The sequence below is a fragment of the Rouxiella silvae genome (assembly GCF_002093625.1).
Lineage (GTDB): Bacteria > Pseudomonadota > Gammaproteobacteria > Enterobacterales > Enterobacteriaceae > Rouxiella > Rouxiella silvae.
Map to the genome: position 1 here is coordinate 66,198 of NZ_MRWD01000017.1, position 23,471 is coordinate 89,668.

Annotated in this window: 21 protein-coding genes; 7 read left to right on the top strand and 14 right to left on the bottom strand. The window is 51.4% G+C overall.

Going from position 1 to position 23,471, the window contains the following annotated elements; translation table 11 throughout:
• Nucleotides 1-31 precede the first annotated feature (31 nt).
• From BS639_RS09125 to BS639_RS09140, 4 genes are read right to left on the bottom strand one after another with little or no spacing between them, the layout of a single operon-like run.
• Nucleotides 32-919 (bottom strand): DMT family transporter, encoded by an 888-nt coding sequence (locus tag BS639_RS09125; protein WP_055776903.1) that lies wholly within the window; start codon nucleotides 917-919, stop codon nucleotides 32-34.
• Nucleotides 916-1,794 carry a DUF6024 family protein gene (locus tag BS639_RS09130; protein WP_055776901.1) on the bottom strand — a complete coding sequence of 293 codons (879 nt, stop codon included), beginning with the start codon at nucleotides 1,792-1,794 and terminating at the stop codon, nucleotides 916-918. Before BS639_RS09130 ends, BS639_RS09125 begins: the two co-directional genes overlap by 4 nt.
• Complete coding sequence (locus tag BS639_RS09135) at nucleotides 1,794-2,192, bottom strand: NUDIX hydrolase (protein WP_055776898.1); 399 nt, start codon at nucleotides 2,190-2,192, stop codon at nucleotides 1,794-1,796. The genes BS639_RS09130 and BS639_RS09135 overlap by 1 nt, the downstream gene beginning before the upstream one ends.
• Nucleotides 2,193-2,204: 12 nt before the next feature.
• The gene (locus BS639_RS09140) at nucleotides 2,205-2,915 is read right to left on the bottom strand and encodes a hypothetical protein (RefSeq protein WP_173882078.1); all 711 of its coding nucleotides are present in this window, start codon (nucleotides 2,913-2,915) and stop codon (nucleotides 2,205-2,207) included.
• A gap of 205 nt (nucleotides 2,916-3,120) precedes the next feature.
• Here BS639_RS09140 and BS639_RS09145 point away from each other — a divergent pair, with 205 nt between their 5' ends.
• Entirely contained in the window at nucleotides 3,121-3,993 is an 873-nt protein-coding gene (locus BS639_RS09145) for a LysR substrate-binding domain-containing protein (protein ID WP_084982917.1), read from the top strand.
• A gap of 51 nt (nucleotides 3,994-4,044) precedes the next feature.
• On the opposite strand, the gene htpG is transcribed toward BS639_RS09145, so the two are convergent.
• The 5 genes from htpG to apt all read right to left on the bottom strand — a co-directional run bounded on the left by htpG (nucleotide 4,045) and on the right by apt (nucleotide 9,918).
• A complete protein-coding gene (htpG, locus tag BS639_RS09150; RefSeq protein ID WP_084982925.1) occupies nucleotides 4,045-5,913 on the bottom strand; it encodes a molecular chaperone HtpG in 1,869 nt (622 codons plus the stop codon).
• A gap of 325 nt (nucleotides 5,914-6,238) precedes the next feature.
• Nucleotides 6,239-6,844 carry a recombination mediator RecR gene (gene recR, locus BS639_RS09155; RefSeq protein ID WP_055776893.1) on the bottom strand — a complete coding sequence of 202 codons (606 nt, stop codon included), beginning with the start codon at nucleotides 6,842-6,844 and terminating at the stop codon, nucleotides 6,239-6,241.
• Nucleotides 6,844-7,173 carry a YbaB/EbfC family nucleoid-associated protein gene (locus BS639_RS09160; RefSeq protein WP_055776890.1) on the bottom strand — a complete coding sequence of 110 codons (330 nt, stop codon included), beginning with the start codon at nucleotides 7,171-7,173 and terminating at the stop codon, nucleotides 6,844-6,846. The genes recR and BS639_RS09160 overlap by 1 nt, the downstream gene beginning before the upstream one ends.
• A 55-nt stretch (nucleotides 7,174-7,228) precedes the next feature.
• Nucleotides 7,229-9,163, bottom strand: a complete 1,935-nt coding sequence (gene dnaX, locus BS639_RS09165; protein WP_055776887.1) for a DNA polymerase III subunit gamma/tau — start codon at nucleotides 9,161-9,163, stop codon at nucleotides 7,229-7,231.
• Nucleotides 9,164-9,366: 203 nt separating this feature from the next.
• Nucleotides 9,367-9,918: an adenine phosphoribosyltransferase gene (apt, locus tag BS639_RS09170; RefSeq protein ID WP_055778186.1), complete on the bottom strand. Its 552-nt coding sequence runs from the start codon at nucleotides 9,916-9,918 to the stop codon at nucleotides 9,367-9,369.
• 506 nt (nucleotides 9,919-10,424) lie between these two features.
• Here apt and priC point away from each other — a divergent pair.
• Together priC and rsmS are read left to right on the top strand one after the other, a co-directional pair.
• Nucleotides 10,425-10,961 (top strand): primosomal replication protein PriC, encoded by a 537-nt coding sequence (gene priC, locus BS639_RS09175; RefSeq protein WP_055776884.1) that lies wholly within the window; start codon nucleotides 10,425-10,427, stop codon nucleotides 10,959-10,961.
• Nucleotides 10,962-11,101: 140 nt separating this feature from the next.
• Entirely contained in the window at nucleotides 11,102-11,272 is a 171-nt protein-coding gene (rsmS, locus tag BS639_RS09180; RefSeq protein WP_072156448.1) for a pleiotropic regulatory protein RsmS, read from the top strand.
• A 15-nt stretch (nucleotides 11,273-11,287) separates the two neighbouring features.
• Here rsmS and mscK read toward each other — a convergent pair whose 3' ends face one another.
• Together mscK and acrR are read right to left on the bottom strand one after the other, a co-directional pair.
• Nucleotides 11,288-14,674 carry a mechanosensitive channel MscK gene (gene mscK, locus BS639_RS09185; RefSeq protein ID WP_084982918.1) on the bottom strand — a complete coding sequence of 1,129 codons (3,387 nt, stop codon included), beginning with the start codon at nucleotides 14,672-14,674 and terminating at the stop codon, nucleotides 11,288-11,290.
• 132 nt (nucleotides 14,675-14,806) lie between these two features.
• Nucleotides 14,807-15,445 (bottom strand): multidrug efflux transporter transcriptional repressor AcrR, encoded by a 639-nt coding sequence (gene acrR, locus BS639_RS09190; protein WP_055776876.1) that lies wholly within the window; start codon nucleotides 15,443-15,445, stop codon nucleotides 14,807-14,809.
• Nucleotides 15,446-15,589: 144 nt separating this feature from the next.
• On the opposite strand from acrR, the gene BS639_RS09195 reads away from it, so the two are divergent.
• The 4 genes from BS639_RS09195 (at nucleotide 15,590) to ykgO (ending at nucleotide 20,526) form a co-directional block, all read left to right on the top strand.
• Entirely contained in the window at nucleotides 15,590-16,762 is a 1,173-nt protein-coding gene (locus BS639_RS09195; protein ID WP_055776873.1) for an efflux RND transporter periplasmic adaptor subunit, read from the top strand.
• Between the two features lie 17 nt (nucleotides 16,763-16,779).
• On the top strand, nucleotides 16,780-19,929 hold the full coding sequence (gene acrB, locus BS639_RS09200; RefSeq protein ID WP_055776870.1) for a multidrug efflux RND transporter permease subunit AcrB: 3,150 nt from the start codon (nucleotides 16,780-16,782) through the stop codon (nucleotides 19,927-19,929).
• A gap of 180 nt (nucleotides 19,930-20,109) precedes the next feature.
• Entirely contained in the window at nucleotides 20,110-20,364 is a 255-nt protein-coding gene (locus BS639_RS09205) for a type B 50S ribosomal protein L31 (protein ID WP_055776867.1), read from the top strand.
• A 21-nt stretch (nucleotides 20,365-20,385) separates the two neighbouring features.
• Entirely contained in the window at nucleotides 20,386-20,526 is a 141-nt protein-coding gene (gene ykgO, locus BS639_RS09210) for a type B 50S ribosomal protein L36 (protein WP_009639085.1), read from the top strand.
• A 128-nt stretch (nucleotides 20,527-20,654) separates the two neighbouring features.
• Here the strand turns inward: ykgO and BS639_RS09215 are convergent, their stop codons facing one another.
• The 3 genes from BS639_RS09215 to BS639_RS09225 are packed head-to-tail and all read right to left on the bottom strand — an operon-like array spanning nucleotide 20,655 to nucleotide 23,159.
• Nucleotides 20,655-21,533: a metal ABC transporter substrate-binding protein gene (locus BS639_RS09215; RefSeq protein WP_055776865.1), complete on the bottom strand. Its 879-nt coding sequence runs from the start codon at nucleotides 21,531-21,533 to the stop codon at nucleotides 20,655-20,657.
• 34 nt (nucleotides 21,534-21,567) lie between these two features.
• Nucleotides 21,568-22,425 carry a metal ABC transporter permease gene (locus BS639_RS09220; RefSeq protein ID WP_055776862.1) on the bottom strand — a complete coding sequence of 286 codons (858 nt, stop codon included), beginning with the start codon at nucleotides 22,423-22,425 and terminating at the stop codon, nucleotides 21,568-21,570.
• Nucleotides 22,422-23,159, bottom strand: a complete 738-nt coding sequence (locus BS639_RS09225; RefSeq protein ID WP_055776860.1) for a metal ABC transporter ATP-binding protein — start codon at nucleotides 23,157-23,159, stop codon at nucleotides 22,422-22,424. Before BS639_RS09225 ends, BS639_RS09220 begins: the two co-directional genes overlap by 4 nt.
• Nucleotides 23,160-23,471 lie beyond the last annotated feature (312 nt).

Sequence of the window (23,471 nt, forward strand, 5' to 3'; positions counted from 1 at the left end):
AGCGGACGGCTACTTAGCGATTAAACAATAACTACAAAGCAATGGCTGCCTGTTTTTTTGCCTGCAAGGTTTGAGAAACAACGGCAATGATGATGATACAGCCGCCAATCACGGCATTAATCGTGGGAGCTTCATGCAAGAATAGATAGATCCACAGCGGTGCCAGTGCGGTTTCCAACAGCAAAAATAGCCCCGCATTCGCAGGCGCCACATAGCGGGTCGATAGCGAAATCAGTCCCATGGCGACGGGAATGATCAGCGCCCCTTCAATAGTCAGCCACAACCACTGCTGTGGCTGAAGCGCGGAGATGGCGGGCAACAGCCCTGCTCCAGCAAAAATAGGCACCACAATCGACGCGAGAATGCCGCCCAGCGAAGGCAGTGCTAAAGTGCCATTTTCGACCTTTGAGGCAAAAATAAACGCCAATGCCATACAAATCGCCGTTGCCAGTGCAAAATAGTTGGCGCTGGCGTCCACGCCAGACTGACGACCGGCCATCACGATAACCACTCCGACCATGCCAACGAGAGCGGCTATCATCAAGGAACGATCGATTTTAACGGCAAAAAATATCCGCGATATAATAGCCGAAACAAACGGCGTGGAAGAGATAATCACCAGCACTGTGGCGATATTGCCGCGGTTAAGTGCATTAACGAAACAGGCAGAAGATGCGCAGAAAAACAGCACTGACAGCAGATTTTGACGCGTTATCCACGGCACACCCAGCACTGAACGGCTCTTAGGCACCAGCAGCCAAACGGTAAACACCACCGCCCACATCAGCAGCCCGCGTAGGACCACGATAAGCCAAGAGTTATCGACCGCCATCAGTCGGATAAACACAGAATCGGTGCTGAGAATAATGCCGCCCATAATGCCAATCAGGTTGCCGTTTACTGCGCTTGTTTTACTCATCTTATGTTCCATAGTTTTGAAATGTCTTCAAAAATGCTGCCGGTACAGTTGACCGGACGTCCATTCTGCCCACGCGTCCAGCGAGACAGTCGAAGGGTATGACTGTGTTCGAAATAGCTGCCGTTCAACTCTTTTACAGCCTGGCGCTGCTCTGGAGTAAAGGAAGGCACCTTAAAGCAGCAAAGAGGTAGACCAGGTTCGCCGAGGGATTGCAAACGAGCGCCGTCGGGAAGCCAGATATCAACAGCGTCAATGCTGGCGACGTTAAAAGGCTGCCAACCCGGCGCATTGATGGTTTCAAGTGCCATTTGCAGCGGCGCCTCTGATACCGTCGACCTTTCAAACAGACGCAGCTCACTGCGCAGCAGCATGCTGTATTCTTCAGGCCGCACGGCAATCAGCGTCAGTCCAACTGCCACCGACGCATGTTTGTGTAACGGAGCTAAAAAAATCGACCCATTGTTAATGAGGTCGTTGTGCTTGTTGGTCGCAAAGCTATGGGAGGCATCGACCACAGTGCGATGGTGCGATTGATCCAAAGCATTCAGCTCACCGGTATACGGATTAATGTGAGTCACAATCTGCACGCCGCTATTTTCGGTACCGGCGGCAACCGAATGCGGGAACAACATATCAATCGGCTGATAGTGCTGATGATTTGCCAAACTGAGAGAAATATTTTGCTTGTGTAAAAGATGGGACAGCATCGCCAGCCCAATGCTGACCGACTGCACCATAAACACATCGTATTGCTCAAGACGGTAAACTTCGGTGAGTTTTTCCCGCAGTGCTTCACGCAGCAGATTCACTTTTTTATAGTAATGTCCGCCACCGTGCTGCTCTTGGAGCTGAGGCGACAATGCTGAAGGATCCATTAGTCAATTAACTCTTTTTGATAAAGCAGCGGTAATACGTTGTCGCGAAAGATTGAACCGACGCCAACTTCGCAAGGCGGTTTACGATAATTAACCCAGGCAATTTCGGCGATTTCAGCACTGGCAACCGGCTGACCTACCACTTCAACCTGATACACGTGATTTTCGATAGCCACGGATTCAAACTCCGCAATGCCGTGGAACAGACCAAATGGCTTGATGTCAGCCGCTTCTACGTTTAGCTCTTCTTTAATTTCGCGCCGCAGGCAGGTCAGATGATCTTCACCCTTTAGCGGTTTTCCACCAGGAGAAATGAAGATCTCAGTGCCCTCTTTTCGCGTCAGCAGCAGCGCGCGGTTGCGAATAATAACCGCCGAACATTTGATGATAGTTTTCATTTCTGGCTCCAATCAGGCCGCTTCTGCAGGCGAGGCAGCCACTTTCTTGGCCAGCGTTAACGTTTCGCCAGACAGGAATTTAACGATATTCAGCGCCAGTGGCGTTTTCTCACGTAAGTAAGAAATAATGGTGTCGTCGCTTGGCGTGGTGAAACTGTCACCAAAAATGCTGACACCTTCGAGTGACTTGGTGGAAATACCCAGTTGCAGCAGGCGATATTTAACGTCGTCCGATGATTGGGCAAATTCATATATTGGTGAATTATATTGGATACTAAATTCCTGCATCAAATCGACTAAATACTCTTTGGCGACTAATCTCTGCTCAGGGAACTCTTGCTGATAATGCGTAATACCGTCGTTAATCACGTCAATATCATGACGGCGACAAAAATCAATTAAATGAGCATGTATTGCGAGCTTCTCGCCGAGCAGAACCAGGTTCTTACGATATTTAAGAATATCGCCCTCAATATTTTCGATGGCAATACTGCGAAAAGTCCCGCTAATATCTTCAACCGTATGCGCCACAACAAGTTCACCAAACCGGTTTTTAAGCTCATCCACACGGTGAGCAAGAATACCGCGATGCAGTGAGCACCCACTGTTAGCCGAATAGAGGTGAACAGGGATACCTTGTAACATTAAATAACAGGCAGCCAATGTGCTGTCACGACCGCCGGTAAACATCACGAGCTGGGTTCTTACGGAAGTATCGTTCATATTAATCCTTAATATTGAGTGGAATACCCAGGTGCAAGGCACGTTTAGAATGATTTAAGGGTTGTCCCGCCACGTCTAACTTGAAGTATTAATCCACCATCCTGGCGACTCGCTTTGGGACAACGTGGAGACTAAAGGGTTTTTTTTGGCTTAGAAAATGATATAAACAGACAGATGTGTTGAGAAAAACTAACAGGGTGCCACTATGTCCGATCTTCCTTCACTGCGAGCATTGCATTATTTTAAACAGGCAGCAGTATTTGAAAGTTTCAGTGCGGCGGCAGAGTCTTTAAACGTCACACACAGCGCTATCAGCCATCAAATTAAAAATCTTGAAGCCTGGTTAGGCACGCCTTTATTTAAACGCACTGCCGGTCGGGTTTATTTAACCCAAGATGGACAAATATTAAAAAAATGCTGCGAGCAAGTATTTAGAAATATAGAGGCGACCTGTAAAGAAATTAAAACCAGGGAGGAGAACAACCTTATTATTTCGTGCGCGCCGAGTTTTTTATCTCAGTGGTTGATCCCGAGAATTTCTCGTTTCTCGCGGCGGCATGAAAATATTGCATTGACCTTTCAGACTCATGTAAACATTGAAAATATTCATGATGAACGCACAGACATTTTAATTAAAAGTAATGAATCGCCGCTCTCTGACGAAATTGAAGCCACGCTCATTACCGTGGATTATATCGGCCCGGTTTGCTCACCCGATTTTCGTCATCGATTTACCTATGAAACAGATTTCACCACGCTGCCACTGCTGCACGCAGATACCAAAATTAATGCCTGGCAAGAGTGGGCAAGGAAAACCAATACGCGGGGAGACTTTATTTCTGGCAAGCATTTCGACAACTTGACGCTGGCCATTCAGGCAGCAAGAAGCGGGTTGGGTATTATTATGACGCCACAGATTTTGGTCAAAAAAGAGATTCAGGAAGGGAGTTTGATTGCGCCACTGGGTTTTGCTGAGGTCGATAGGGCCACCTACATGCTGGTGAAACGTGCGCGCAGTCAGGAGAAAGAAATTGTGCTGTTTAGACAGTGGTTGTTAGAAGAGGCCAGCCGGGGTTAGCCGACGGGCCTCTTGAGTAACATAATCTAGAATTAACTCACCGCAGGCACATTACGCTTGCAGCAGAGTATTCATGCGGCGGATAAACTGATTAGGATCTTCCAGCGTTCCGCGTTCTGCGAACAGTGCCTGATCGAGCAACAGTTCAACCCACTCGGAGAATTGATCTTCCTGAATTTCGTCCGCAGCGCGTTTTACCAGCGCATGCTCAGGATTCAGCTCAAAGATATATTTCACCTCTGGTGCTTCCTGACCCGCAGCGGCAAACAGCTTGGCCATTTGCGTGCTCATCTCGTCAGCACCGGTGGTGACGATGGCCGGCGTATCGGTTAAACGATGCGTTAAACGCACTTCTTTAACACGCTCGCCCAGCAGAGTTTTTACACGCTCAACGAACGGCTCAAGCGCTTTATCTGCATCCTGCTGTTCTTCACTCTTCTCATCGGCCAGTTTGTCGAGAGAATCATCCGCTTTGCTGACGGACTGGAAGCTCTTGCCGTCAAACTCGGTCAGATAACTCATCATCCACTCGTCAATGCGGTCCGAAAGCAGCAGCACTTCGATGCCTTTCTTACGGAACAGCTCAAGGTGCGGGCTGTTTTTAGCCGCTGCGTAGCTGTCAGCAGTGATGTAGTAAATCTTGTCCTGACCTTCAACCATGCTGCTCACGTAATCTTCAAGAGACAAATTCTGCTCTGAAGAATCGTTGCGGGTGCTGGCAAAACGCAGCAACTTGGCGATGGTTTCTTTGTTGCTGCTGTCTTCGGCAGGCCCTTCTTTCAAGACGAGACCAAACTGCTTCCAGAACTGCAGGTATTTTTCTGCGTCGTCTTTCGCCAGTTTTTCAAGCATTTGCAGAGCACGCTTGCTCAACGCACTGCGCAGGTTTTGCGTGACGCGGCTGTCTTGCAGAATTTCACGCGAGACGTTCAGCGGCAAATCGTTAGAGTCTATCAGCCCGCGTACAAAACGCAGGTAGTTCGGCATAAACTGCTCGGCTTCGTCCATGATAAACACGCGCTGCACGTACAGCTTCAAACCGTGTTTGTGGTCGCGGTTCCACATGTCCCACGGCGCCTGAGAAGGAATGTACAGCAGGCTGGTATACTCCTGTTTACCTTCAACGCGGTTATGGCTCCAGCTCAGCGGGTCACTGAAATCATGGGAGATATGCTTGTAGAACTCAGTATACTCTTCGTCCGTCACTTCCGAACGACTGCGGGTCCACAGCGCCTGCGCCTTGTTGATTTGATCCCAGGTGGTAGTGTCGTCTTCTTCATTGCGGGTTTCTATTTCAACCGGCAAAGCAATATGGTCAGAGTATTTGCTGATGATTGAACGCACGCGCCAATCGTCGAGGAATTCGTCTTGGTCGGCACGCAGATGCAGCGTGATTTCAGTACCGCGATCGGCCTTTTCGACGTCTGCCAACGTATATTCACCTTCACCGGCAGATTCCCAGAACACGCCATCTTCGGCTTTAACGCCCGCCGCACGGGTACGCACGGTAACTTTGTCGGCCACGATAAAGGCTGAGTAGAACCCTACGCCGAACTGGCCAATCAGCTGACTGTCTTTCGCCTGCTCGGACCCGACCGATTGGAGAAACGCCTTAGTGCCCGATTTTGCAATAGTGCCGAGATTGTCGATCACTTCATCACGGGTCATACCAATGCCGTTGTCGCTCAGCGTCAGGGTACGTTTTTCTTTATCGAACGATAAACGAACGTGAAGCTCGGCATCGCCTTCATAGAGGTCAGGTTTTGACAGGGCGCAGAAGCGCAGTTTATCCGCCGCATCCGAGGCGTTGGAGATCAGCTCACGCAGGAATATTTCTTTATTAGAATAAAGCGAGTGGATCATCAGGTGGAGTAACTGTTTTACTTCTGACTGAAATCCGCGGGTCTCTTGTCCTTTCATACTCATCAAATACCTCAATCAAACCGTTTGAGTGATTAAAAACGTGACTCTGTTTAAAACAGACTGAGACTGAGATGGGGGGCTAAAGGGAATTATTCAAGAGGAACGGGCAAGGAAATGACGAAAAGTGCGTTAATTGATTATTTAAGCCTCTAACCGCGAGTTTTTAAAACGGGCTGAAGTGACGAATTGATCATCGACCGTCTAAGTAGTTGAAGCTCTAGCAAGCCGGCCAATGAGTTCATCCCCGCAAGCTGACCGAAATCAGTGACTGGGGGTAGGCTCGCGCAGCCAACACAGCTACAGCTTCAAATACGACCACGGATCAATATTTGAAAAGATGACGACCCGCCAAGGAGTGAGCGAGGGTTGTTCCGTCGACCATCTCAAGTTCGCCGCCTACTGGCACGCCGTGAGCGATGCGGCTAGCGACTACGCCGTATTGGCCACACATATCGGCGATATAGTTAGCGGTGGCGTCACCTTCAACCGTCGGGTTAGTGGCGAGGATCACCTCCTGAATGCTTTCGCTTTCAAGACGCTGTTCAAGCCTGCCCAGACCAATGTCATCAGGACCGATGCCGTCAAGAGGCGACAAATGCCCCATCAATACGAAGTAGCGCCCCGAGAACTGTCCGGTTTGCTCAATGGCATGAATGTCTGCTGGGCTTTCAACCACACAAATCTGACCATTTTCTTTGCGACGCGGGTTGGCGCAGATGGTGCAAATATCTTGCTCGGTAAACGTTCTGCAGTCGGCACAGTGGCCAATTTCAGACATTGCGCGGGTCAGTGACTGCGCCAGCCGCATTCCGCCGCTGCGGTCACGCTGCAGCAGCTGGAATGCCATACGCTGCGCTGATTTCGGGCCAACGCCCGGCAGGCAGCGCAGCGCCTCCATTAATGATTCAAGGAGTGGGCTGGTTTGCATCAGAATGGCATCTTAAAGCCCGGTGGCAATTGCATGCCGCCAGAAACTGCTGCCATTTTTTCTTTTTGGGTTTCATCGATACGACGAGCCGCATCGTTGAACGCCGCTGCAATCAAGTCTTCCAGCAGGTCTTTGTCATCTTCAAACAGGCTAGGATCGATTTCAACGCGACGTACGTTGTGCGCACCGTTGATGGTGATTTTAACCAAACCTGCGCCAGACTCGCCGGTCACTTCAAGGGCAGCGATTTCTGCCTGCGCCTGTTGCATTTTTTCCTGCATTTGCTGGGCCTGTTTCATCAGGTTACCCATGCCGCCTTTTCCAAACATAATCTTCTCTCTTTGCGTCGAGCCGCGTATGTGCACCATGCTCCTACTGCGGCGGTTAAATTGGGCGAATACTTTCTTCATCTAGCTCGGCGTCAAAGAAACGGCGCAAAGTCTGGATGTTATTATCCGCGATAATAGACTGACGCGCCTGCGTCAGTTTTTCTTCATAAATGGCCTGCCGCCACTCCAGAGGCGTACGGGTCGCCAGACTGTCGTCCTCAATAACACTCAAGGCTATCTCATGCTGATACAGCGCGGCAAGCGCATCGGCCAAGGTTTTTTGTGCCGTTGGCGAGTTTAGATGACGCTGCGACGAACGCAAATGCAGACACAGCGTCGCCGAGTCTGGCCGCTCAAGAAAAGCATTAAGCGCCAACTGCTGAACCAATTTCGGAATAGTCAGCTGATGAATAATGCCAGCCCATTCGTCGCGCTCAATGGCCTCCTCGGCCAAACGAGACGCCAGTTCAGGCGATTTTTCATGTTCGAGTGCCGCACGCAGCGCTTTTGGCGTTGCCACAGGCTCCGGTGCTACCTCAGGCTCATTAACCGTTTTCCAACGGTAAGCCTCTTGCTTGACCGGTGCAGCGGGTGCCTTCTTCTGGGCACTGGCGCCCGTGCGTTCCAATGAACGCTCGGTAACTGAAGCCAATCGCTCCAGTACCGAGTTTGCCGGCTGCGCTTTTCCAGGCGCGGCCGGCTCAGCTTTTTTTGGGGAAGAGCTCCCCTGCTGCCTAAGTAACTGTGTCCGAGCCTGCAGCAGCTGTGCGGTGGAATCAGGAATGGTCGCATCAGGCTGTGACGTGGCGGGCGCGCCTCTGGCAGGAGATGGCGCCTGCTGAGTCGGCATAGGCTGAGGCGCAGCGGCTTTTTGCTCGTTCACGGCCGGTTCGGCAATGAATACTTTGGGATGAAACGCCAGCGCACGCAGCAAGGTCATTTCAACGCCCATACGTTTATCCGGCGCAAACGGCAGTTCTTTGCGGCCAATCAGCAGCGTTTGGTAGTAAAGCTGCACGTCGGTCGGTGGGATCACCCGAGCCAGTTCGCGCAGGCGCTGCTCAATGGAGGCGTAATGATTATCGAGCACTGAAGGCAGAAGCTGCACCATTGCGATACGGTGCAGCAGGGCCAGAGAGTCGACCAACAGCGTTTCCCAATCTACGCCGCGTGAAGCGGCGTGTTCAACCTGCGCCATCACGTTGGCACCGTCGGCACTGACCAGCGCCTCAAGAATGGCCAGCGGCTGCTCGTCGTCGAGCGTGCCGAGCATTTGCGACACCGTTTCGGTGGTCACCTGCCCCTGCCCCATGGCGATAGCCTGGTCAGTAAGGCTAAGAGCGTCGCGCATACTGCCATCGGCCGCGCGGGCCAGCAGTTGAAGCGCACGAGCTTCGCTGGTGATGTGCTCGGCGTGCAGGACTTTTTCGAGCTGAGCGCGAATTTGTTCTACGTCCAGCGCCTTTAAATGGAACTGTAAGCAGCGAGAAAGGATAGTCACCGGCAGCTTTTGCGGATCGGTGGTCGCCAGCAGGAATTTGACGTGCGAAGGCGGCTCTTCAAGAGTTTTCAACAGCGCATTAAAGCTGTGGCGCGAGAGCATATGCACTTCGTCAATCAGGTAGACTTTGAAACGCCCGCGCGCTGGGGCGTACTGCACGTTGTCGAGCAGCTCGCGGGTGTCTTCGACTTTAGTGCGCGACGCGGCGTCAATTTCAATGAGATCAACAAAGCGACCCTGTTCGATCTCGCGGCAGTTGTCGCAAACGCCGCACGGCGAGGAAGTGATGCCCGTTTCGCAGTTCAGGCCTTTGGCTAACAGGCGGGCAATGGAGGTTTTACCCACACCGCGCGTGCCGGAGAAAAGATAGGCGTGATGAATTCGCCCCAGCGACAGGCCATTAGCCAGTGCCGTCAGCACATGTTCCTGACCAACTACGTCAGTGAAAGTTTGGGGGCGCCACTTACGGGCAAGAACCTGATAGCTCATTAATTCCGGAGAAGTCGAGGGGTCTGTAGCGTTATGTTATCACAGCCCCGCCCGCACGAGCGAGGCCTAGTATAAACGAGTAAATTCGCAGGCATTCGAGTTACAGGTAGGCGGCTACTGTACGCATTCCTAAGAGCTGCCCCGTCAGTGACTGGGATAAATAAAGGCAGCCAACGCCCCTGTGGCTCGAAGGACCAAGAATTTTAGTGGCCGGCAAAGTTGACCAGGCTATAGCAGTTAATGCTGAGGCCGTTAAGGCGTTTTTCACCCCCCAGCTCAGGCAGATTGATGATGAAGGCCGCATCGGACACTTCGCCACCCAGACGGCGGATAAGCTTGGCCGTAGCTTCAATCGTGCCGCCGGTCGCCAGCAGGTCATCGATAACCAGCACTTTATCACCCGCCTTGATAGCATCGGTGTGGATCTCAAGCTTATCGGTGCCGTACTCCAGCTCGTATTCTTCAAAGAGGGTTTCACGCGGCAGCTTGCCCGGTTTACGCACGGGAACAAAACCTACGCCAAGCGCAAGCGCCACAGGAGCGCCAAACAGGAAACCGCGCGCTTCGGTGCCAACCACTTTGGTGACACCGGTGTTGCGGTAGCGGTCTGCCAGCAAATCAATGCTGGCCTGATAGGCCTGAGGGATTTCCAGCAAACTGGTGACATCACGAAACAGTATGCCCGGCTTAGGGTAGTCGGGGATGGTTTTGATACTGTTTTTAATAAACTCAAGCTGCTGTGCAGTAGCGGTCATAACGGTAGCGCTCATAATAAAGTCGATTCATACCCGAACAACAGCGGGACGGTTCAAGCCATATGCCCTACCCCGAAGTTATCGGCTTAGTAAAGGACAGCGGCGAACGAGTCTGGCAGGCTATTCAAGAAAAAGTTAGTGGGTAACGACGCAAGGTCGAGTCGCCCAAATCTATGCAAAGCCACTTTAAAAAGCAACCCACAGCCGGACATGATCGCCTTTTTTGTTGCTCCAGGTCAACCATTGGTAAACGCCACATCATAATCAGCAGTGTGCAACGCATGATAAGCCGCGGTGGGAGCGCCTCTCTCTGCGGTAAAAACAGAGCGAAACGGCCACGATAAACAATACAGCGCGCCAAGTACGACAAAATGTATACAGCTTGAGTATAAACAACGCCATTGGCACCTGAATCCCCCCTACCGCTTGTTTCTGCACGGGTTAAGGGTAAGCTTATCGCCTACGTTGGCCTTTTGGGTCGAAAAGCATGGGTCTGGAGAGAATCGTTGAGTACGCAAACCCTTTTGCAGTCGCTTGAGCAGCAAATTGAAAATCTGGCTCGGGAGATAGAGCCGATTGCCCACGCCACGGCCCAGCAGGCACGATTTGATGTCGCGCTTTTTTCCACCAAAGGCACCCGCCTGCGCGAGTATCTGGTGGAGGTGCGTACCAATTTTGCCCAGCTTTGCCAAGTGGTAAACGAAAATCGCAGTGCACAAGTAGCCTATGTAGCCGAACGTCTGGTCTCGCAAATCACCGCTCTTCAGCGCGAGTTGGCGACGCAAACGCTAAGAAAGGCTGACACGCAGAAAGAGGTGAAAAGCAGTGATTTTTACAGCAAGCTGGTTGAACATCAGCAGTATGAGCGTCGAATTATTGCCATGATCGAAGACCGCGAAAGTCAGCTCGGCAAACTGGCAACCTTTAAAGAGCAGCAACACATGCAGAAAGAGCTGGCCGCGCTAGAAGGCCGTCTCATGCGCTGCCGTCAGGCGCTGATAAAAATCGAGCGCAGCATTGAACGGCAAGAGCGCGGTTTTTGACGTTGTTATCACAAAATTTGAAAAATACCGTCGGTATTTGAGGCAAAAACTCTATACTAGTTAACTCGATTACCCTTCGTTGGAACAGCCGTTGACAGCAGGCCACTGGACTCCAACGTAAACGATTAACTGGAATGCTTATGTCCGTAGAGAATGCTCCTCCCGAATTGCAGCTGGCCGTGGATTTGATCTACCTGCTGGAATGTAACGAAATCGCCCCGGACGTGGCGTTGGCGGCATTGGAAATTGTCAAAAAGGATTATCAGCAAAAACTGAAAAATCCAACGGGCAGCTTGTCCATAAGCTACTGATAGACAGAGGCAAATTTAGACCAGCGTTCCTTCGTCCGGCGGCGTGAAGGGGCGACTAATTTCTTGCACTTCACTGCCGCTCTTGTTGTGCAAATACACCTCCAACTGATTGAAAGCAATATTGATATCATTTTCTCGGCACAGTTTATCAATACTGCGGTTCAACTCGTCTACGGTATGGTTTCTGTCACCCAACTCGCGCACATAAATGCGCAGTTCGTGGTCGAGCGTGCTGGCACCAAAATTAAGGAAATAAACCGTCGGCGTCGGGTCGCTCATGACGCGGTCATTTTCGTTCGCCGCCTGCAATAAAATCTCTTTTACCTTATCTAAATCAGAGCCATAGGCGACACCCACTTTAATCACTACGCGCGTCACGGTGTCCGACAGCGACCAGTTGATTAAGCGCTCGGTCACGAACGCCTTGTTGGGAATAATCACCTCTTTGCGATCGAAATCGGTAATGGTGGTGGCGCGTATGCGGATCTTGCTGACCGACCCTGAGAACGTGCCGATGGTTACCGTATCGCCGATACGTATCGGGCGCTCGAACAAAATAATCAGACCCGAGACAAAGTTGGCGAAGATCTCCTGCAAACCAAAACCCAGCCCGACCGACAGCGCGGCCACCAGCCACTGAAGTTTGTCCCACGACACGCCCAAAGAACCAAGTGCAGTGATAGCCCCGATGACCGTGATGGTGTAGGTCAGAATAGTGGTGATCGCGTAGGAGGTTCCTTGGCGAAGCTGCAACCGGGACAGCACCAGCACTTCGAGCAGGCCCGGCAAGTTGCGCGTTAGCACATAGGCAACAATAACGGCGGCAAAGGCCAGCAGGAAATTACCCAGCGTCACCGTTTGTTGCACCACTTTGCCCGCCACGTTAGCGGAATAGTGCCACATTGAAATACTGTCGAGATACGAGATAACCGTCAGCAAGTCTGACCAAATCCAGTAAAAAATCAGCGCAAAGACAATAAAAAGCGCCATGGTGGTTAGACGCAGGCTTTGCTGGTTGATCTGATCCAGACCCAGCGGCGTCTCTTCAACCTGCTCGCCGCCGTCTGCGCCGTCTTTTACACTGCTGACTTGACGACGCGCCAGCGCCCGTCGATAGGCCAAACGCCGCGCTGCCACGCTCAGGCCTCGCAGCGCCGTCATGCCGGTAATATTCCATATAATCAGCAAATAAAGACTGTCTAACCAGCGGCTGGAAAGGCGCAGCGTAGTATAGAAATAGCCTGTAACCATCAGTCCCATAAAGAACACTGGCGCCAGCGCGATGGCGGTAACGGCTACCAGACGAACGCTGTGCGAATTTTTCTCACGCCAGCCGTCGCGGAACATCGGAAATACCAACACGGTGAGCACTGCCATGGTGAGAAACACCACAATTTGCCCAATGATATCGTCGACTAATCCCAGTGGTTCTTTTTCCCCGCGTACGGTCCAGAAAATCAGCGGCAACATGGTGAGCGACAGGCGCACTATCGACCGGCGGTAGTGCGCACAGCGGCTTGCAGGCAAGTTGAAATGGCGTTCATTCAGGCCCTGCGGGGCCAGAGCGTAGTAGCAAAAACCCATAATCAGCTGGAAAACGGCCAATCTTTGCGCCAGCGTCCACAGAAAATCGTTTAACTCAATATCACTCACCGACAGCCAATAACCGATGCTCAGCGTCAGCATCACCCCCGGCAATACCAGCAGCATAACCAACAGCAGAGCCTGAGGCGTGTGCAATTGGGTATCGCGCTTGAGTTGCCCGACGTCACTGCTTAGCTTGTCAATACGCGCCAGAATAGCCCGTCGACGCCACAGCAGCACGAGGATCCCCACCAGCATTGGCACAGTGACGGGAAGCGAATGCAGCGCCCCAAGCATCAGCGATCCCAACGGCATTTTCACGCTGAGTCCTTTCACCTGCTGATGAATATTTTCCGGCAGCGACTTGATAAAGTCCCAGTCCATTGGCTTGTTGCTGCTGACCCAGAAGATTTGCTGAGTCAGTGTACTGTTAAGCGATTCGTTGATGCTTAACAGCTGCTGCTGGTTAATTTGCAGGTTAATCGCCAAGGCCAGCTGGTTGCCAAGCTGTTTGTTTAACTGATCGAGCAGCTCGCGACGGACGTCAATAATTTGGTCAAGCGCATCACTAATGTCATCGTTAATACTTTCTTTGCTGGTTTTCACCAGGTTCTGAATGTAGTCGTCCCCCTGAAAAAGTTCGTCACGCTGCTGGTTGATGTTGAATTGTTCAAGCCGCAAATCGGCAATCTGCGTGCTCATGTCGGTCATCAAGCTGGCGGTCGGCTGGTTGTTTTGCTGTTGCTGGTAAAGGATGCGCGACAGCAGCAGACTGCCTTTTAGCTCGGTAATCTGCTCTTTGAGGTCGTGTTCGGACTGCGAAGATCGGTCAAGCCAATTTTTGACGGTAATATTTTGCTGAAGAAGTTTATTGCCCTCCTCGGTCGAGGCTATCAACCGCTGACTGAGGTCGCGATTAATACCAAGCTCCTGACTCACCAGCGGATCTTTTTGCAAATCTGTGGTGTCGCCCGGCGTTTGCGCCTCTTTCGCGGTGCGTTCCGACAGGGTTAGACGCTTGCCGTTAACGACTTCCTGCAGCACCTGGGTAAATTTCTCAAGCTGATTAATGTGCGCATTGGTGTAGTCACGCTGTTTTTGCAGCAGATCTTGTAGCGTGGTATTGGCTTGCAAACTGCTGCGTTGCAGGTCTATTTCGGCATTCAGCAGTGCCTGCTCGGTGGTCAGCATGGTTTGCTGCGTGCTGCGTAAATCCTGCTGATTGGGTGACATGCCGTTGAGTTGGTTGCGAATGTTTTGCAGACTTTTCGAATAGCTGTACATGGTATTCTGCACGCGTTCGGGCTGAGTCTGCAGAGTAATAAGTTGGGTGTTGAAGGTGGAGAGGTCGTTTTGCGATGACTGCAAGTCGTCAAGAGTGTCTTCGAGGCGGCTTTCAAGCTGGTGCAGCGAGAGTGCGCCGAGCTGCGCTTTAAGGGCCGTATCGTCAGTTTTGCCCTGCATCTGCGCCAAACCGTCGGAGGCAGCGCGAAGTTTACTGGGTGCATCGGCCAACTGCTGGCGCAGCTGGGTTTGCTGTTGTTTAACGCGATCGAGCGCGTCGAGCAGCTCCATGGTACGGTAGATGTCTTGCTGGCTCAGTTTCTCAACCGGTGTCAGGACTTTTTGCCTGCTCAGCGCATCTAACTGATTCTGAATTTCGTTTCGGGTAGGAATATCGGCAGCAAACGCCTGAGACACGCCGCTCAGTAAAGTCAGAAAGACCAAGCCAATCAACATCAAGCGCAACAGACCCACGCGCAGAAAGCGGGATGAAGCGAAGTGAAGGCTAGAGAAGTCAGCGGGCAGGCTAAACATAGTTAACTTAACTCAAAACGTAGATGGGCAAGTTTACCACGGTAACGCTCAACAACGTATCGGATGAAATCGGCCAATCTCAATCAAACTTGTAAATCTTTACGAATCTTCTGTTGCACATCAAAGATACATTTAATTACTTTTAATCAAGCTTGGACATAACCTCAACATCTCGATATAAGTATCAATAAATTGTGATGCTTGATTGTGGAGATCGAAACTTTCTGGCATAAAAAGCCAGTTCTCCATCAGTCCTGTGATATAGGCGCGCAGAATGATTGCCGCCTGGCGGGTATGCAAGTTTTTAGGCAATTGCTCCTGTTCAATGCAGCGATGCAGAATGCCTTCAATCTTACCGTAGCCCTCCATATAGAGCGCTTTGCGCGCTTCATGAACGGAGCTCATCTCCCCAACAAATTCACATTTGTGAAATATGATTTCCATTAATGAACGGCGCGAAGGATCGGTCACCGTGGCGCGCAGCAAAAACACTAAGATTTCACGCAGTACGCGCAGTGGATCATTCGGAAACTTTGTCTGATACTCAACTTCCAGCCTTTCGATTTGAGATTCACAGTCTTCCCACACCGCGTTGAAAAGTTCGACTTTGTTTTTGAAATGCCAATAAATAGCACCACGCGTTACCCCGGCAGCGTTGGCCACGTCCGTAAGGGAGGTTGCCGCCACGCCTCGGACGGAAAACTGACTGACGGCCGCGTCCAGAATATGTTGTCTGGTTTCAAGCGCCTGAGATTTGGTTTTTCGTGCCATAGGGTTAGCTTAGAAAGGAGTTTAATTTACATACATTCATGAATGTATGTAACATAGCACGCACATACTAAAAACGCAGCAGTGGAATGTAACAATCAGCATCCATTGAATACAATTTTAAAATCGGACATTTGAGGTTTATTTATGAACAGAAACAGAGCGTTAACGCCTCTGGCGGTCGTTCTGATGCTAACCGGCGGATTAGCTCTTACAGGATGTAATGATAAAAAAACCGAGCAAGGAGCAGCTAAAGCCCCTGAGGTGGGCGTCGTCACGTTAAAATCCGAGCCGTTGAATGTCACGACCGAGCTTCCGGGACGCACGTCTTCCTATCGTATCGCCGAGGTTCGCCCTCAAGTAAGCGGCATTATTCTGAAACGTAACTTTGTTGAAGGCAGCGAAGTTCAGGCGGGTACCTCGCTTTATCAGATTGATCCAGCTACCTATCAGGCAGCCTACGACAGCGCCAAAGGTGACCTGGCGAAAGCCCAGGCAAGTGCGCAAATTGCTCGCGTTACGGTAAATCGCTACAAACCACTGCTGGGCACCAATTACATCAGTAAGCAAGACTACGATACGGCAACCTCCACCGCGGTTCAGGCCGATGCCTCAGTCATAGCGGCCAAGGCGGCGGTGGAAACTGCCCGCATCAACCTGGCTTATACCAAAGTTATCGCCCCAATCAGCGGCCGCATTGGCAAATCATCAGTCACTGAAGGTGCGCTGGTTACCAGCAGTCAGACCGATGCACTGGCTACCGTGCAGCAACTTGACCCTATCTACGTAGACGTGACCCAGTCCAGCAATGATTTCCTGCGCCTTAAGCAGGAGCTGGCCGACGGTACGCTGAAACAGGAAGGTGGCAAGGCTAAAGTGACGCTGATTCTGGATAACGGTAAACAGTATCAACAACCTGGCACGCTGGAATTCTCCGACGTGACGGTTGATGAAACCACCGGCTCCATCACTTTACGCGCAGTATTCCCTAACCCACAGGACGCACTCCTGCCTGGCATGTTTGTTCGTGCCCGTCTGGATGAAGGTGTAAACAACAATGCTCTGCAAGTTCCTCAGCAAGGCATCACCCGCAACCCTCGTGGCGATGCGACCGCTATGGTCGTGGGTGCCGATAATAAAGTGGAACTTCGTACTGTAACGACCACTCAGGCCATTGGCGACAAGTGGGTTGTGACAGATGGCCTTAAGCCTGGCGACAAAGTGATTGTTACCGGCCTGCAAAAAGTTAAACCAGGTGTTCAGGTGACAGCCCAAGAAGTTGACCAGAACACGCCTGCCGCAGAAGCGCCGAAGTCTTAAAAAGGAGCCGGTAATACATGGCTAATTTCTTTATCGATCGCCCTATTTTTGCGTGGGTTCTTGCCATCATTATCATGTTGGCGGGTGGGTTGGCGATCCTCAAGTTACCTATTGCACAATATCCTACCGTGGCACCGCCGGCTATCGAGCTGACGGCGACCTACCCAGGCGCGGATGCGCAAACGGTGCAGGATACCGTGACTCAGGTTATCGAACAGAACATGAACGGTATCGATAACCTGATGTATATGTCTTCCACCAGTGACTCTTCAGGTGCTGTACAGATTACACTGACCTTCGCCTCAGGCGCTGACGCGGATATCGCACAGGTTCAGGTTCAGAACAAACTGCAGCTGGCGATGCCATTGCTGCCGCAGGAAGTGCAGCAGCAAGGTATTAGCGTGCAGAAATCAAGCAGCAGCTTCCTGATGGTTGCGGGCTTCGTTTCTGATAACTCCATGACACAGGAAGATATTGCCGACTACGTGGCGTCTAACATTAAGGACCCGATCAGTCGTGTGTCCGGCGTGGGTGACGTTCAGCTGTTTGGTGCTCAGTACGCCATGCGTATCTGGATGGACCCGAATAAGCTCAATAACTACCAATTGACGCCAGTTGACGTTATCAGCGCCATTACTGTGCAGAACAACCAGGTTGCCGCAGGGCAGTTGGGCGGAACGCCTCCGGTTCCGGGACAGCAGCTCAACTCCTCGATTGTTGCGCAGACGCGTTTAAAATCGGCTGACGAGTTTGGCAAGATTATCCTCAAAGTTAATCCAGACGGCTCTCAGGTTCGCTTGAAAGATGTGGCCAACATCAAACTTGGCGGTGAAAGCTACGACGTTATTGCCCGCTTTAACGGCCAGCCTGCTGCCGGTTTGGGGATCAAGCTGGCGACCAACGCCAACGCCCTCGACACCTCGACCGCAGTTAAAGCCGAGCTAGCGAAGCTGCAACCGTTCTTCCCCGAGGGAATGAAAGTTGTTTACCCGTATGACACAACGCCGTTTGTTAAAATTTCGATTCAGGAAGTAGTGAAAACACTGGTTGAGGCGATTGTGCTGGTGTTCCTGGTAATGTACCTGTTCCTACAGAACTTCCGTGCCACGCTTATCCCGACAATAGCCGTACCGGTGGTGTTGCTGGGTACCTTTGCCATCATCGCGGCATTTGGTTATTCGATAAACACCTTGACCATGTTCGGGATGGTGTTAGCAATCGGCCTGTTGGTGGATGACGCCATCGTGGTGGTCGAAAACGTCGAGCGCGTCATGGCCGAAGAGGGGCTGCCGCCGAAAGAAGCAACCCGTAAATCAATGAGTCAGATTCAGGGCGCATTGGTCGGTATTGCCATGGTGCTCTCGGCGGTATTCATTCCGATGGCCTTCTTTGGCGGATCAACCGGCGTTATCTATCGTCAGTTCTCGATAACTATCGTCTCCGCGATGGTGCTGTCGGTGCTGGTGGCGTTAATTCTGACGCCGGCGCTTTGTGCCACCCTACTGAAACCGATTGCCAAGGGTGAACACGGCAAGACGACAGGTTTCTTCGGCTGGTTTAACAAAAAGTTTGACCAGAGTACGCACCACTATACCGATAGCGTAGGCAATATTCTGCGCAGCACTGGCCGTTATTTGGTTATCTATCTGCTGATCGTAGTCGGTATGGCGTTCCTGTTTATACGCCTGCCAACCTCCTTCCTGCCGGAAGAAGATCAGGGTGTGTTCCTGACTATGGCGCAGCTGCCAGCGGGTGCCACGCAGGAACGTACGCAGAAAGTGCTGGATGAAGTGACCGATTATTATCTGACCAAAGAGAAAGCCAACGTCGAATCGGTGTTTACCGTTAACGGCTTTGGTTTTGCAGGTCGCGGCCAGAACACCGGTATTGCCTTCGTCAGTCTTAAAGATTGGTCTGCACGCAGCGGTGCTGAAAACAAAGTGGCCGCCATCACCGGTCGTGCAATGGGCGAATTTAGCAAAATTAAAGATGCTATGGTCTTTGCCTTTAACCTGCCAGCCATTGTCGAGCTGGGTACGGCGACCGGCTTTGACTTCGAGCTTATCGATCAGGCCAACCTTGGGCACGACAAGCTGACTCAGGCGCGTAACCAGCTGTTGGGAATGGTTGCTCAGCATCCAGATCTTCTGGCGGGCGTACGTCCAAACGGCCTTGAAGATACCCCACAGTACAAGCTGGAAATCGATCAGGAGAAAGCCACGGCGCTAGGCGTGTCCATCTCTGACATCAACACCACGCTGGGTGCATCGCTGGGCGGTAGCTATGTGAACGACTTTATCGACCGCGGTCGTGTGAAGAAGGTTTATGTTCAGGGTGATGCGAAGTTCCGCATGCTGCCTAAAGACATTGAAAACTGGTACGTTCGCGGCAGTTCGGGTCAAATGGTACCGTTCTCGGCCTTCTCTACTGCGAAGTGGGAATATGGCTCTCCGCGTCTTGAGCGCTATAATGGCCTGCCTTCAATGGAGATTTTGGGTCAGCCTGTTCCAGGGAAAAGTAGCGGTGAAGCGATGGCCATGATGGAGTCTCTTGCTTCCAAATTGCCTAACGGTATCGGCTACGACTGGACCGGTATGTCTTATCAGGAAAGGCTCTCGGGTAACCAGGCGCCTGCACTCTATGCTATCTCGCTGATTGTGGTCTTCCTCTGTCTGGCCGCACTGTATGAGAGCTGGTCGATTCCATTCTCAGTCATGCTGGTGGTGCCGCTTGGGGTGGTGGGTGCATTGATTGCCGCCACTATGCGCGGTTTGAGCAACGACGTTTACTTCCAGGTGGGCCTGTTGACCACTATTGGACTGTCGGCCAAAAACGCCATACTGATCGTCGAGTTCGCCAAGGACCTGATGGATAAAGAAGGCAAAGGACTGGTTGAGGCGACGCTGGAGGCGGTACGTATGCGTCTGCGTCCGATTCTGATGACTTCTTTGGCCTTTATCCTCGGCGTTATGCCGCTGGTTATCAGCACCGGTGCAGGTTCCGGCGCACAGAACGCCGTAGGTACTGGCGTTATGGGCGGGATGATTACCGCGACGTTGCTGGCTATCTTCTTTGTTCCGGTGTTCTTCGTGGTGGTTCGCCGCCGCTTTGGCAAAAAGAATGAAGACATTGAGCACAACCATCCGGTTGAGTCATCTCATCACTAATGTGAGCTGATTAAGCTTCTCGAAAGGCCGCGTAAGCGGCCTTTTTTATTGCCGCTTTTCCGCCTCCTCTCCCAGCCTCTCTGCGCCAACATCGTTAAAAAACTTGAAATGATGCTTGAAGTGACGAATTAAGACGCGCATAATAATTGTTATAGTATAACATTACATTTAGAGGCTATTATGAGAGAGAACATCCATCCTGCCTATCGCACCGTAGTATTTCACGACACCGGTGTAGATGAGTATTTCCGCGTAGGATCGACAATCAAAACCGATCGCACCATTGAGCTGGAAGGACAAACCTTCCCTTACGTGACGCTCGATATCTCTTCAGCTTCTCATCCTTACTACACGGGCAAGCAGAAAGAGTTTTCAAAAGAAGGCAGCACCGCACGCTTCCAACAGCGTTTTGGCAGCTTCCTGGGTAAGAAATAAGAAATCTTTGGGAGAGATATAATGCAGGTATTAAGCTCATTGAAATCGGCTAAAAACAGGCATCCTGATTGCCGAATTGTGAAACGCAAAGGCCGTTTGTACGTGATTTGTAAAAGCAACCCTCGCTTTAAAGCCGTTCAGGGTGGCAAGAAAAAACGCTAATCTCGCGCAAAGTTGATTTTGAGGCATTAAAAAAGCCCCGTTGCTGCCCAACGGGGCTTTGTCATATCTAAAGAAGTAGAAACCTGTTGCCTCCCCCGCGGCTTATCGCCGTTGAGGGAGGCGGAGTTTTATTTCATGCTGGCGACAATCGCCTCCACATTATGAGTAAAGGCTTTTTCATAAGTTGTGGCCGGTCCCTGCGGGCCAGACAGCGATTCAGGATACAGTTCGCCTCCTGGCTGTGCGCCGGTTGCCGAAGCAATCTGTTTTACCAAACGTGGATCCGTCTGGTTCTCGATGAAGTAGGTTCTCACCTTCTCCTCTTTAATCTGTTTAATCAGTGAGGCTACACCGCTGGCGCTGGCTTCAGACTCGGTTGAGAAACCCACCGGGGCCATAAAGGTCACGTTGTACTCTTTACCGAAATAACCGAAAGCATCGTGGCTGGTGAGCACTTTGCGTTTATTCAACGCAATGCCGCTAAACTCCTGCTTGGCCCATGCGTCGAGCTTCTTGAGGCGTTCGATGTAGGCTCCACCGTGCTGACGGAAATAGTCAGCATCTTCGGGGTCGGCGGCAATCAGCGCATTCATGACATTGGTGGCATAAATAACGCCGTTGGCCATGCTGTTCCAGGCATGAGGATCGGTTACCGTTTTACCCTCCTCTTCCATCTGGCGCGTGTCCACGCCCTGAGAGGCGGTAATCACTTTACCGTGGTAGCCAGAGGCCGTGATCAGACGGTCCATCCAGCCTTCCATTCCCAAGCCGCTAACGAACACGACGTCGGACGAGGCCAACGTTTTGCTGTCTCGCGGTGCAGGCTCAAAGCTGTGCGGATCGCCATCGGGGCCAACCAGGCTGGTGACGTTGACGTGGTCGCCGCCCACTTCTTGTACGATATCCCCCAGGATAGAGAAACTGGCTACGGCGTTAACCGTTTTGGCCATCGCCAGTGGGCTCGACAGCAGGGCAGCTACTGACAGAGCAACAGGTAATAATTTCATTTCTACTCCTTTATATTGGCTTTATTTTTACTTCCTAACGTCGCGAGGCGGTTAACATGCCGCCGCGCGTTCCAAACAAAACTGAGATAAAGAAAATCATATTGGCACTGAGCACGATGGCTGGACCGGCAGGCAGCGAGGCATAGTAGGACCAAATCAGCCCGATATAACTCGAGATCATGCCAATCACCATGGCAATTAACAGCGTATGCGGCAAATCACGGCCCCAAAAACGCGCACTTGCCGCAGGCAGCATCATTAATCCGACTGACATCAGGGTGCCGAGGATCTGGAAACCGGCGACCAGATTCACCACCACCAGAGCCAAAAATATGCCCTGGATCAGCGCCAGCCATTTACCCGAACTGACGCGCAAAAACAGCGCATCAAAAGACTCAATGACCAAGGCGCGATAAATACAGGCGAGGATAATGAGCGAAACGCTGCTGATTGAACCGACCATCAGCATGGCGCTGGAGTCGATAGCAAGAATGGAACCAAACAGCACGTGCAGCAGGTCAACACTTGAGCCTTTAAGAGAAACGAGGGTTACGCCGAGGGCCAATGACCCTAGATAGAAACCGGCAAAGCTGGCGTCTTCCTTAAGCTGTGTTCGACGACTGACGACGCCAGAAAGCATGGCCACCGCCAGTCCGGCAATAAATCCCCCCACGCCCATCGCCACCAGAGACATCCCTGAAATCAGGTAACCTATCGCCGCGCCGGGCAAAACCGCGTGGCTCAGCGCATCACCCACCAGACTCATACGACGCAGCAGCAGGAATACGCCCAGCGGTGTTGCGCTAATCGATAACGCCAGACAGGCAATCAGCGCACGGCGCATAAAGCCAAATTGCACAAAAGGATCGACTAAAAGATGAAACCACATCATGAAATAACGCTCCGCTGCTGGCTGAACTCATCGGCCAGAATGCAGGCGTGATCGCGATGAGGGAAATGGCAGAGAACTTCATCGGCGGTTCCCCAAATATTTTGCTGCTGGCTGAGGAAAAGCACCTGTGGGAAATGGCGCGCCACCATCGCGATATCGTGCAGTACGGCAATCACCGTTTTCCCCTGCTGGTGCCATTGGCGGATAACCTTGAGCAACAGTTCTGTGGTCTGGCTGTCGATGCCGGTGAAAGGCTCATCAAGCATAATCAGAGGTGCCTGCTGAATCAGCAGTCGGGCAAACAGCGTTCTTTGCAGCTGTCCGCCGGAAAGTTCACCTACGGCAACATTTCGCATTTCAGTCATGCCGACAGTTTCTAAGGCTTCTATTACCTGCCGTTCGGATTCACGGCTAATGCCGCCGAACAGACCACTTTGCGGCCAGCATCCCATCGCTACCAGGTCAAATACGCTGATTGGAAACTGTCGATCCAGCTCAGCCTGCTGCGGTAAATAGGCCAGCTGTGGGCGTTTATTTTTGGAAGATGACCCTGTGAACTCGATTGAGCCTGAGATAGCGGGTTGAAGTCCTGCCAGAGTTTTGAGAAAGGTCGACTTACCGGCGCCGTTGGCACCAATTACCGCCGTCAGTGAACCCGCACCGATACGGCCGCTCAACGGCATGGCAACGGGGCGTCGTTCATAGCCAACTTCAAGTTTAGAAATGTTGATCATGGTAAAGAGATGGCCCAATAAATCCCTGACCACAAAATTGCTAATAAAATTAAAGCAATAGCACAGCGGGAGAGTGCAGATAAGGTAAACAGTGTCTTAGTCATAATAAATTGCTCAAACGATGTTATATTATAACAACACAATTTCAGTGATTTTTCAAGATGCTAGGCCGACTGATTCAGCCACAATGCGTAGGGTATCCAAGTGATTAATGCAGACCTCAATTTTGCGCAGCAAACGTCAATTCACCATGTAAGGAAAGATTAATTAAATAATTAAAAAAAATAAAATTACTTTAAAAACATAATTATG

What these genes read in the sequence shown, in the direction of transcription:
- BS639_RS09135 (WP_055776898.1), bottom strand. Translation starts at nt 2,192, where the DNA reads ATGAAAACTATCATCAAATGTTCGGCGGTTATTATTCGCAACCGCGCG.
- rsmS (WP_072156448.1), top strand. Translation starts at nt 11,102, where the DNA reads ATGTCCGTAGAGAATGCTCCTCCCGAATTGCAGCTGGCCGTGGATTTG.
- BS639_RS09195 (WP_055776873.1), top strand. Translation starts at nt 15,590, where the DNA reads ATGAACAGAAACAGAGCGTTAACGCCTCTGGCGGTCGTTCTGATGCTA.
- mscK (WP_084982918.1), bottom strand. Translation starts at nt 14,674, where the DNA reads ATGTTTAGCCTGCCCGCTGACTTCTCTAGCCTTCACTTCGCTTCATCC.
- acrB (WP_055776870.1), top strand. Translation starts at nt 16,780, where the DNA reads ATGGCTAATTTCTTTATCGATCGCCCTATTTTTGCGTGGGTTCTTGCC.
- recR (WP_055776893.1), bottom strand. Translation starts at nt 6,844, where the DNA reads ATGCAAACCAGCCCACTCCTTGAATCATTAATGGAGGCGCTGCGCTGC.
- BS639_RS09220 (WP_055776862.1), bottom strand. Translation starts at nt 22,425, where the DNA reads ATGATGTGGTTTCATCTTTTAGTCGATCCTTTTGTGCAATTTGGCTTT.
- acrR (WP_055776876.1), bottom strand. Translation starts at nt 15,445, where the DNA reads ATGGCACGAAAAACCAAATCTCAGGCGCTTGAAACCAGACAACATATT.
- BS639_RS09215 (WP_055776865.1), bottom strand. Translation starts at nt 21,533, where the DNA reads ATGAAATTATTACCTGTTGCTCTGTCAGTAGCTGCCCTGCTGTCGAGC.
- BS639_RS09140 (WP_173882078.1), bottom strand. Translation starts at nt 2,915, where the DNA reads ATGAACGATACTTCCGTAAGAACCCAGCTCGTGATGTTTACCGGCGGT.
- htpG (WP_084982925.1), bottom strand. Translation starts at nt 5,913, where the DNA reads ATGAAAGGACAAGAGACCCGCGGATTTCAGTCAGAAGTAAAACAGTTA.
- dnaX (WP_055776887.1), bottom strand. Translation starts at nt 9,163, where the DNA reads ATGAGCTATCAGGTTCTTGCCCGTAAGTGGCGCCCCCAAACTTTCACT.
- BS639_RS09145 (WP_084982917.1), top strand. Translation starts at nt 3,121, where the DNA reads ATGTCCGATCTTCCTTCACTGCGAGCATTGCATTATTTTAAACAGGCA.
- BS639_RS09125 (WP_055776903.1), bottom strand. Translation starts at nt 919, where the DNA reads ATGAGTAAAACAAGCGCAGTAAACGGCAACCTGATTGGCATTATGGGC.
- ykgO (WP_009639085.1), top strand. Translation starts at nt 20,386, where the DNA reads ATGCAGGTATTAAGCTCATTGAAATCGGCTAAAAACAGGCATCCTGAT.
- BS639_RS09130 (WP_055776901.1), bottom strand. Translation starts at nt 1,794, where the DNA reads ATGGATCCTTCAGCATTGTCGCCTCAGCTCCAAGAGCAGCACGGTGGC.
- BS639_RS09205 (WP_055776867.1), top strand. Translation starts at nt 20,110, where the DNA reads ATGAGAGAGAACATCCATCCTGCCTATCGCACCGTAGTATTTCACGAC.
- BS639_RS09160 (WP_055776890.1), bottom strand. Translation starts at nt 7,173, where the DNA reads ATGTTTGGAAAAGGCGGCATGGGTAACCTGATGAAACAGGCCCAGCAA.
- apt (WP_055778186.1), bottom strand. Translation starts at nt 9,918, where the DNA reads ATGACCGCTACTGCACAGCAGCTTGAGTTTATTAAAAACAGTATCAAA.
- BS639_RS09225 (WP_055776860.1), bottom strand. Translation starts at nt 23,159, where the DNA reads ATGATCAACATTTCTAAACTTGAAGTTGGCTATGAACGACGCCCCGTT.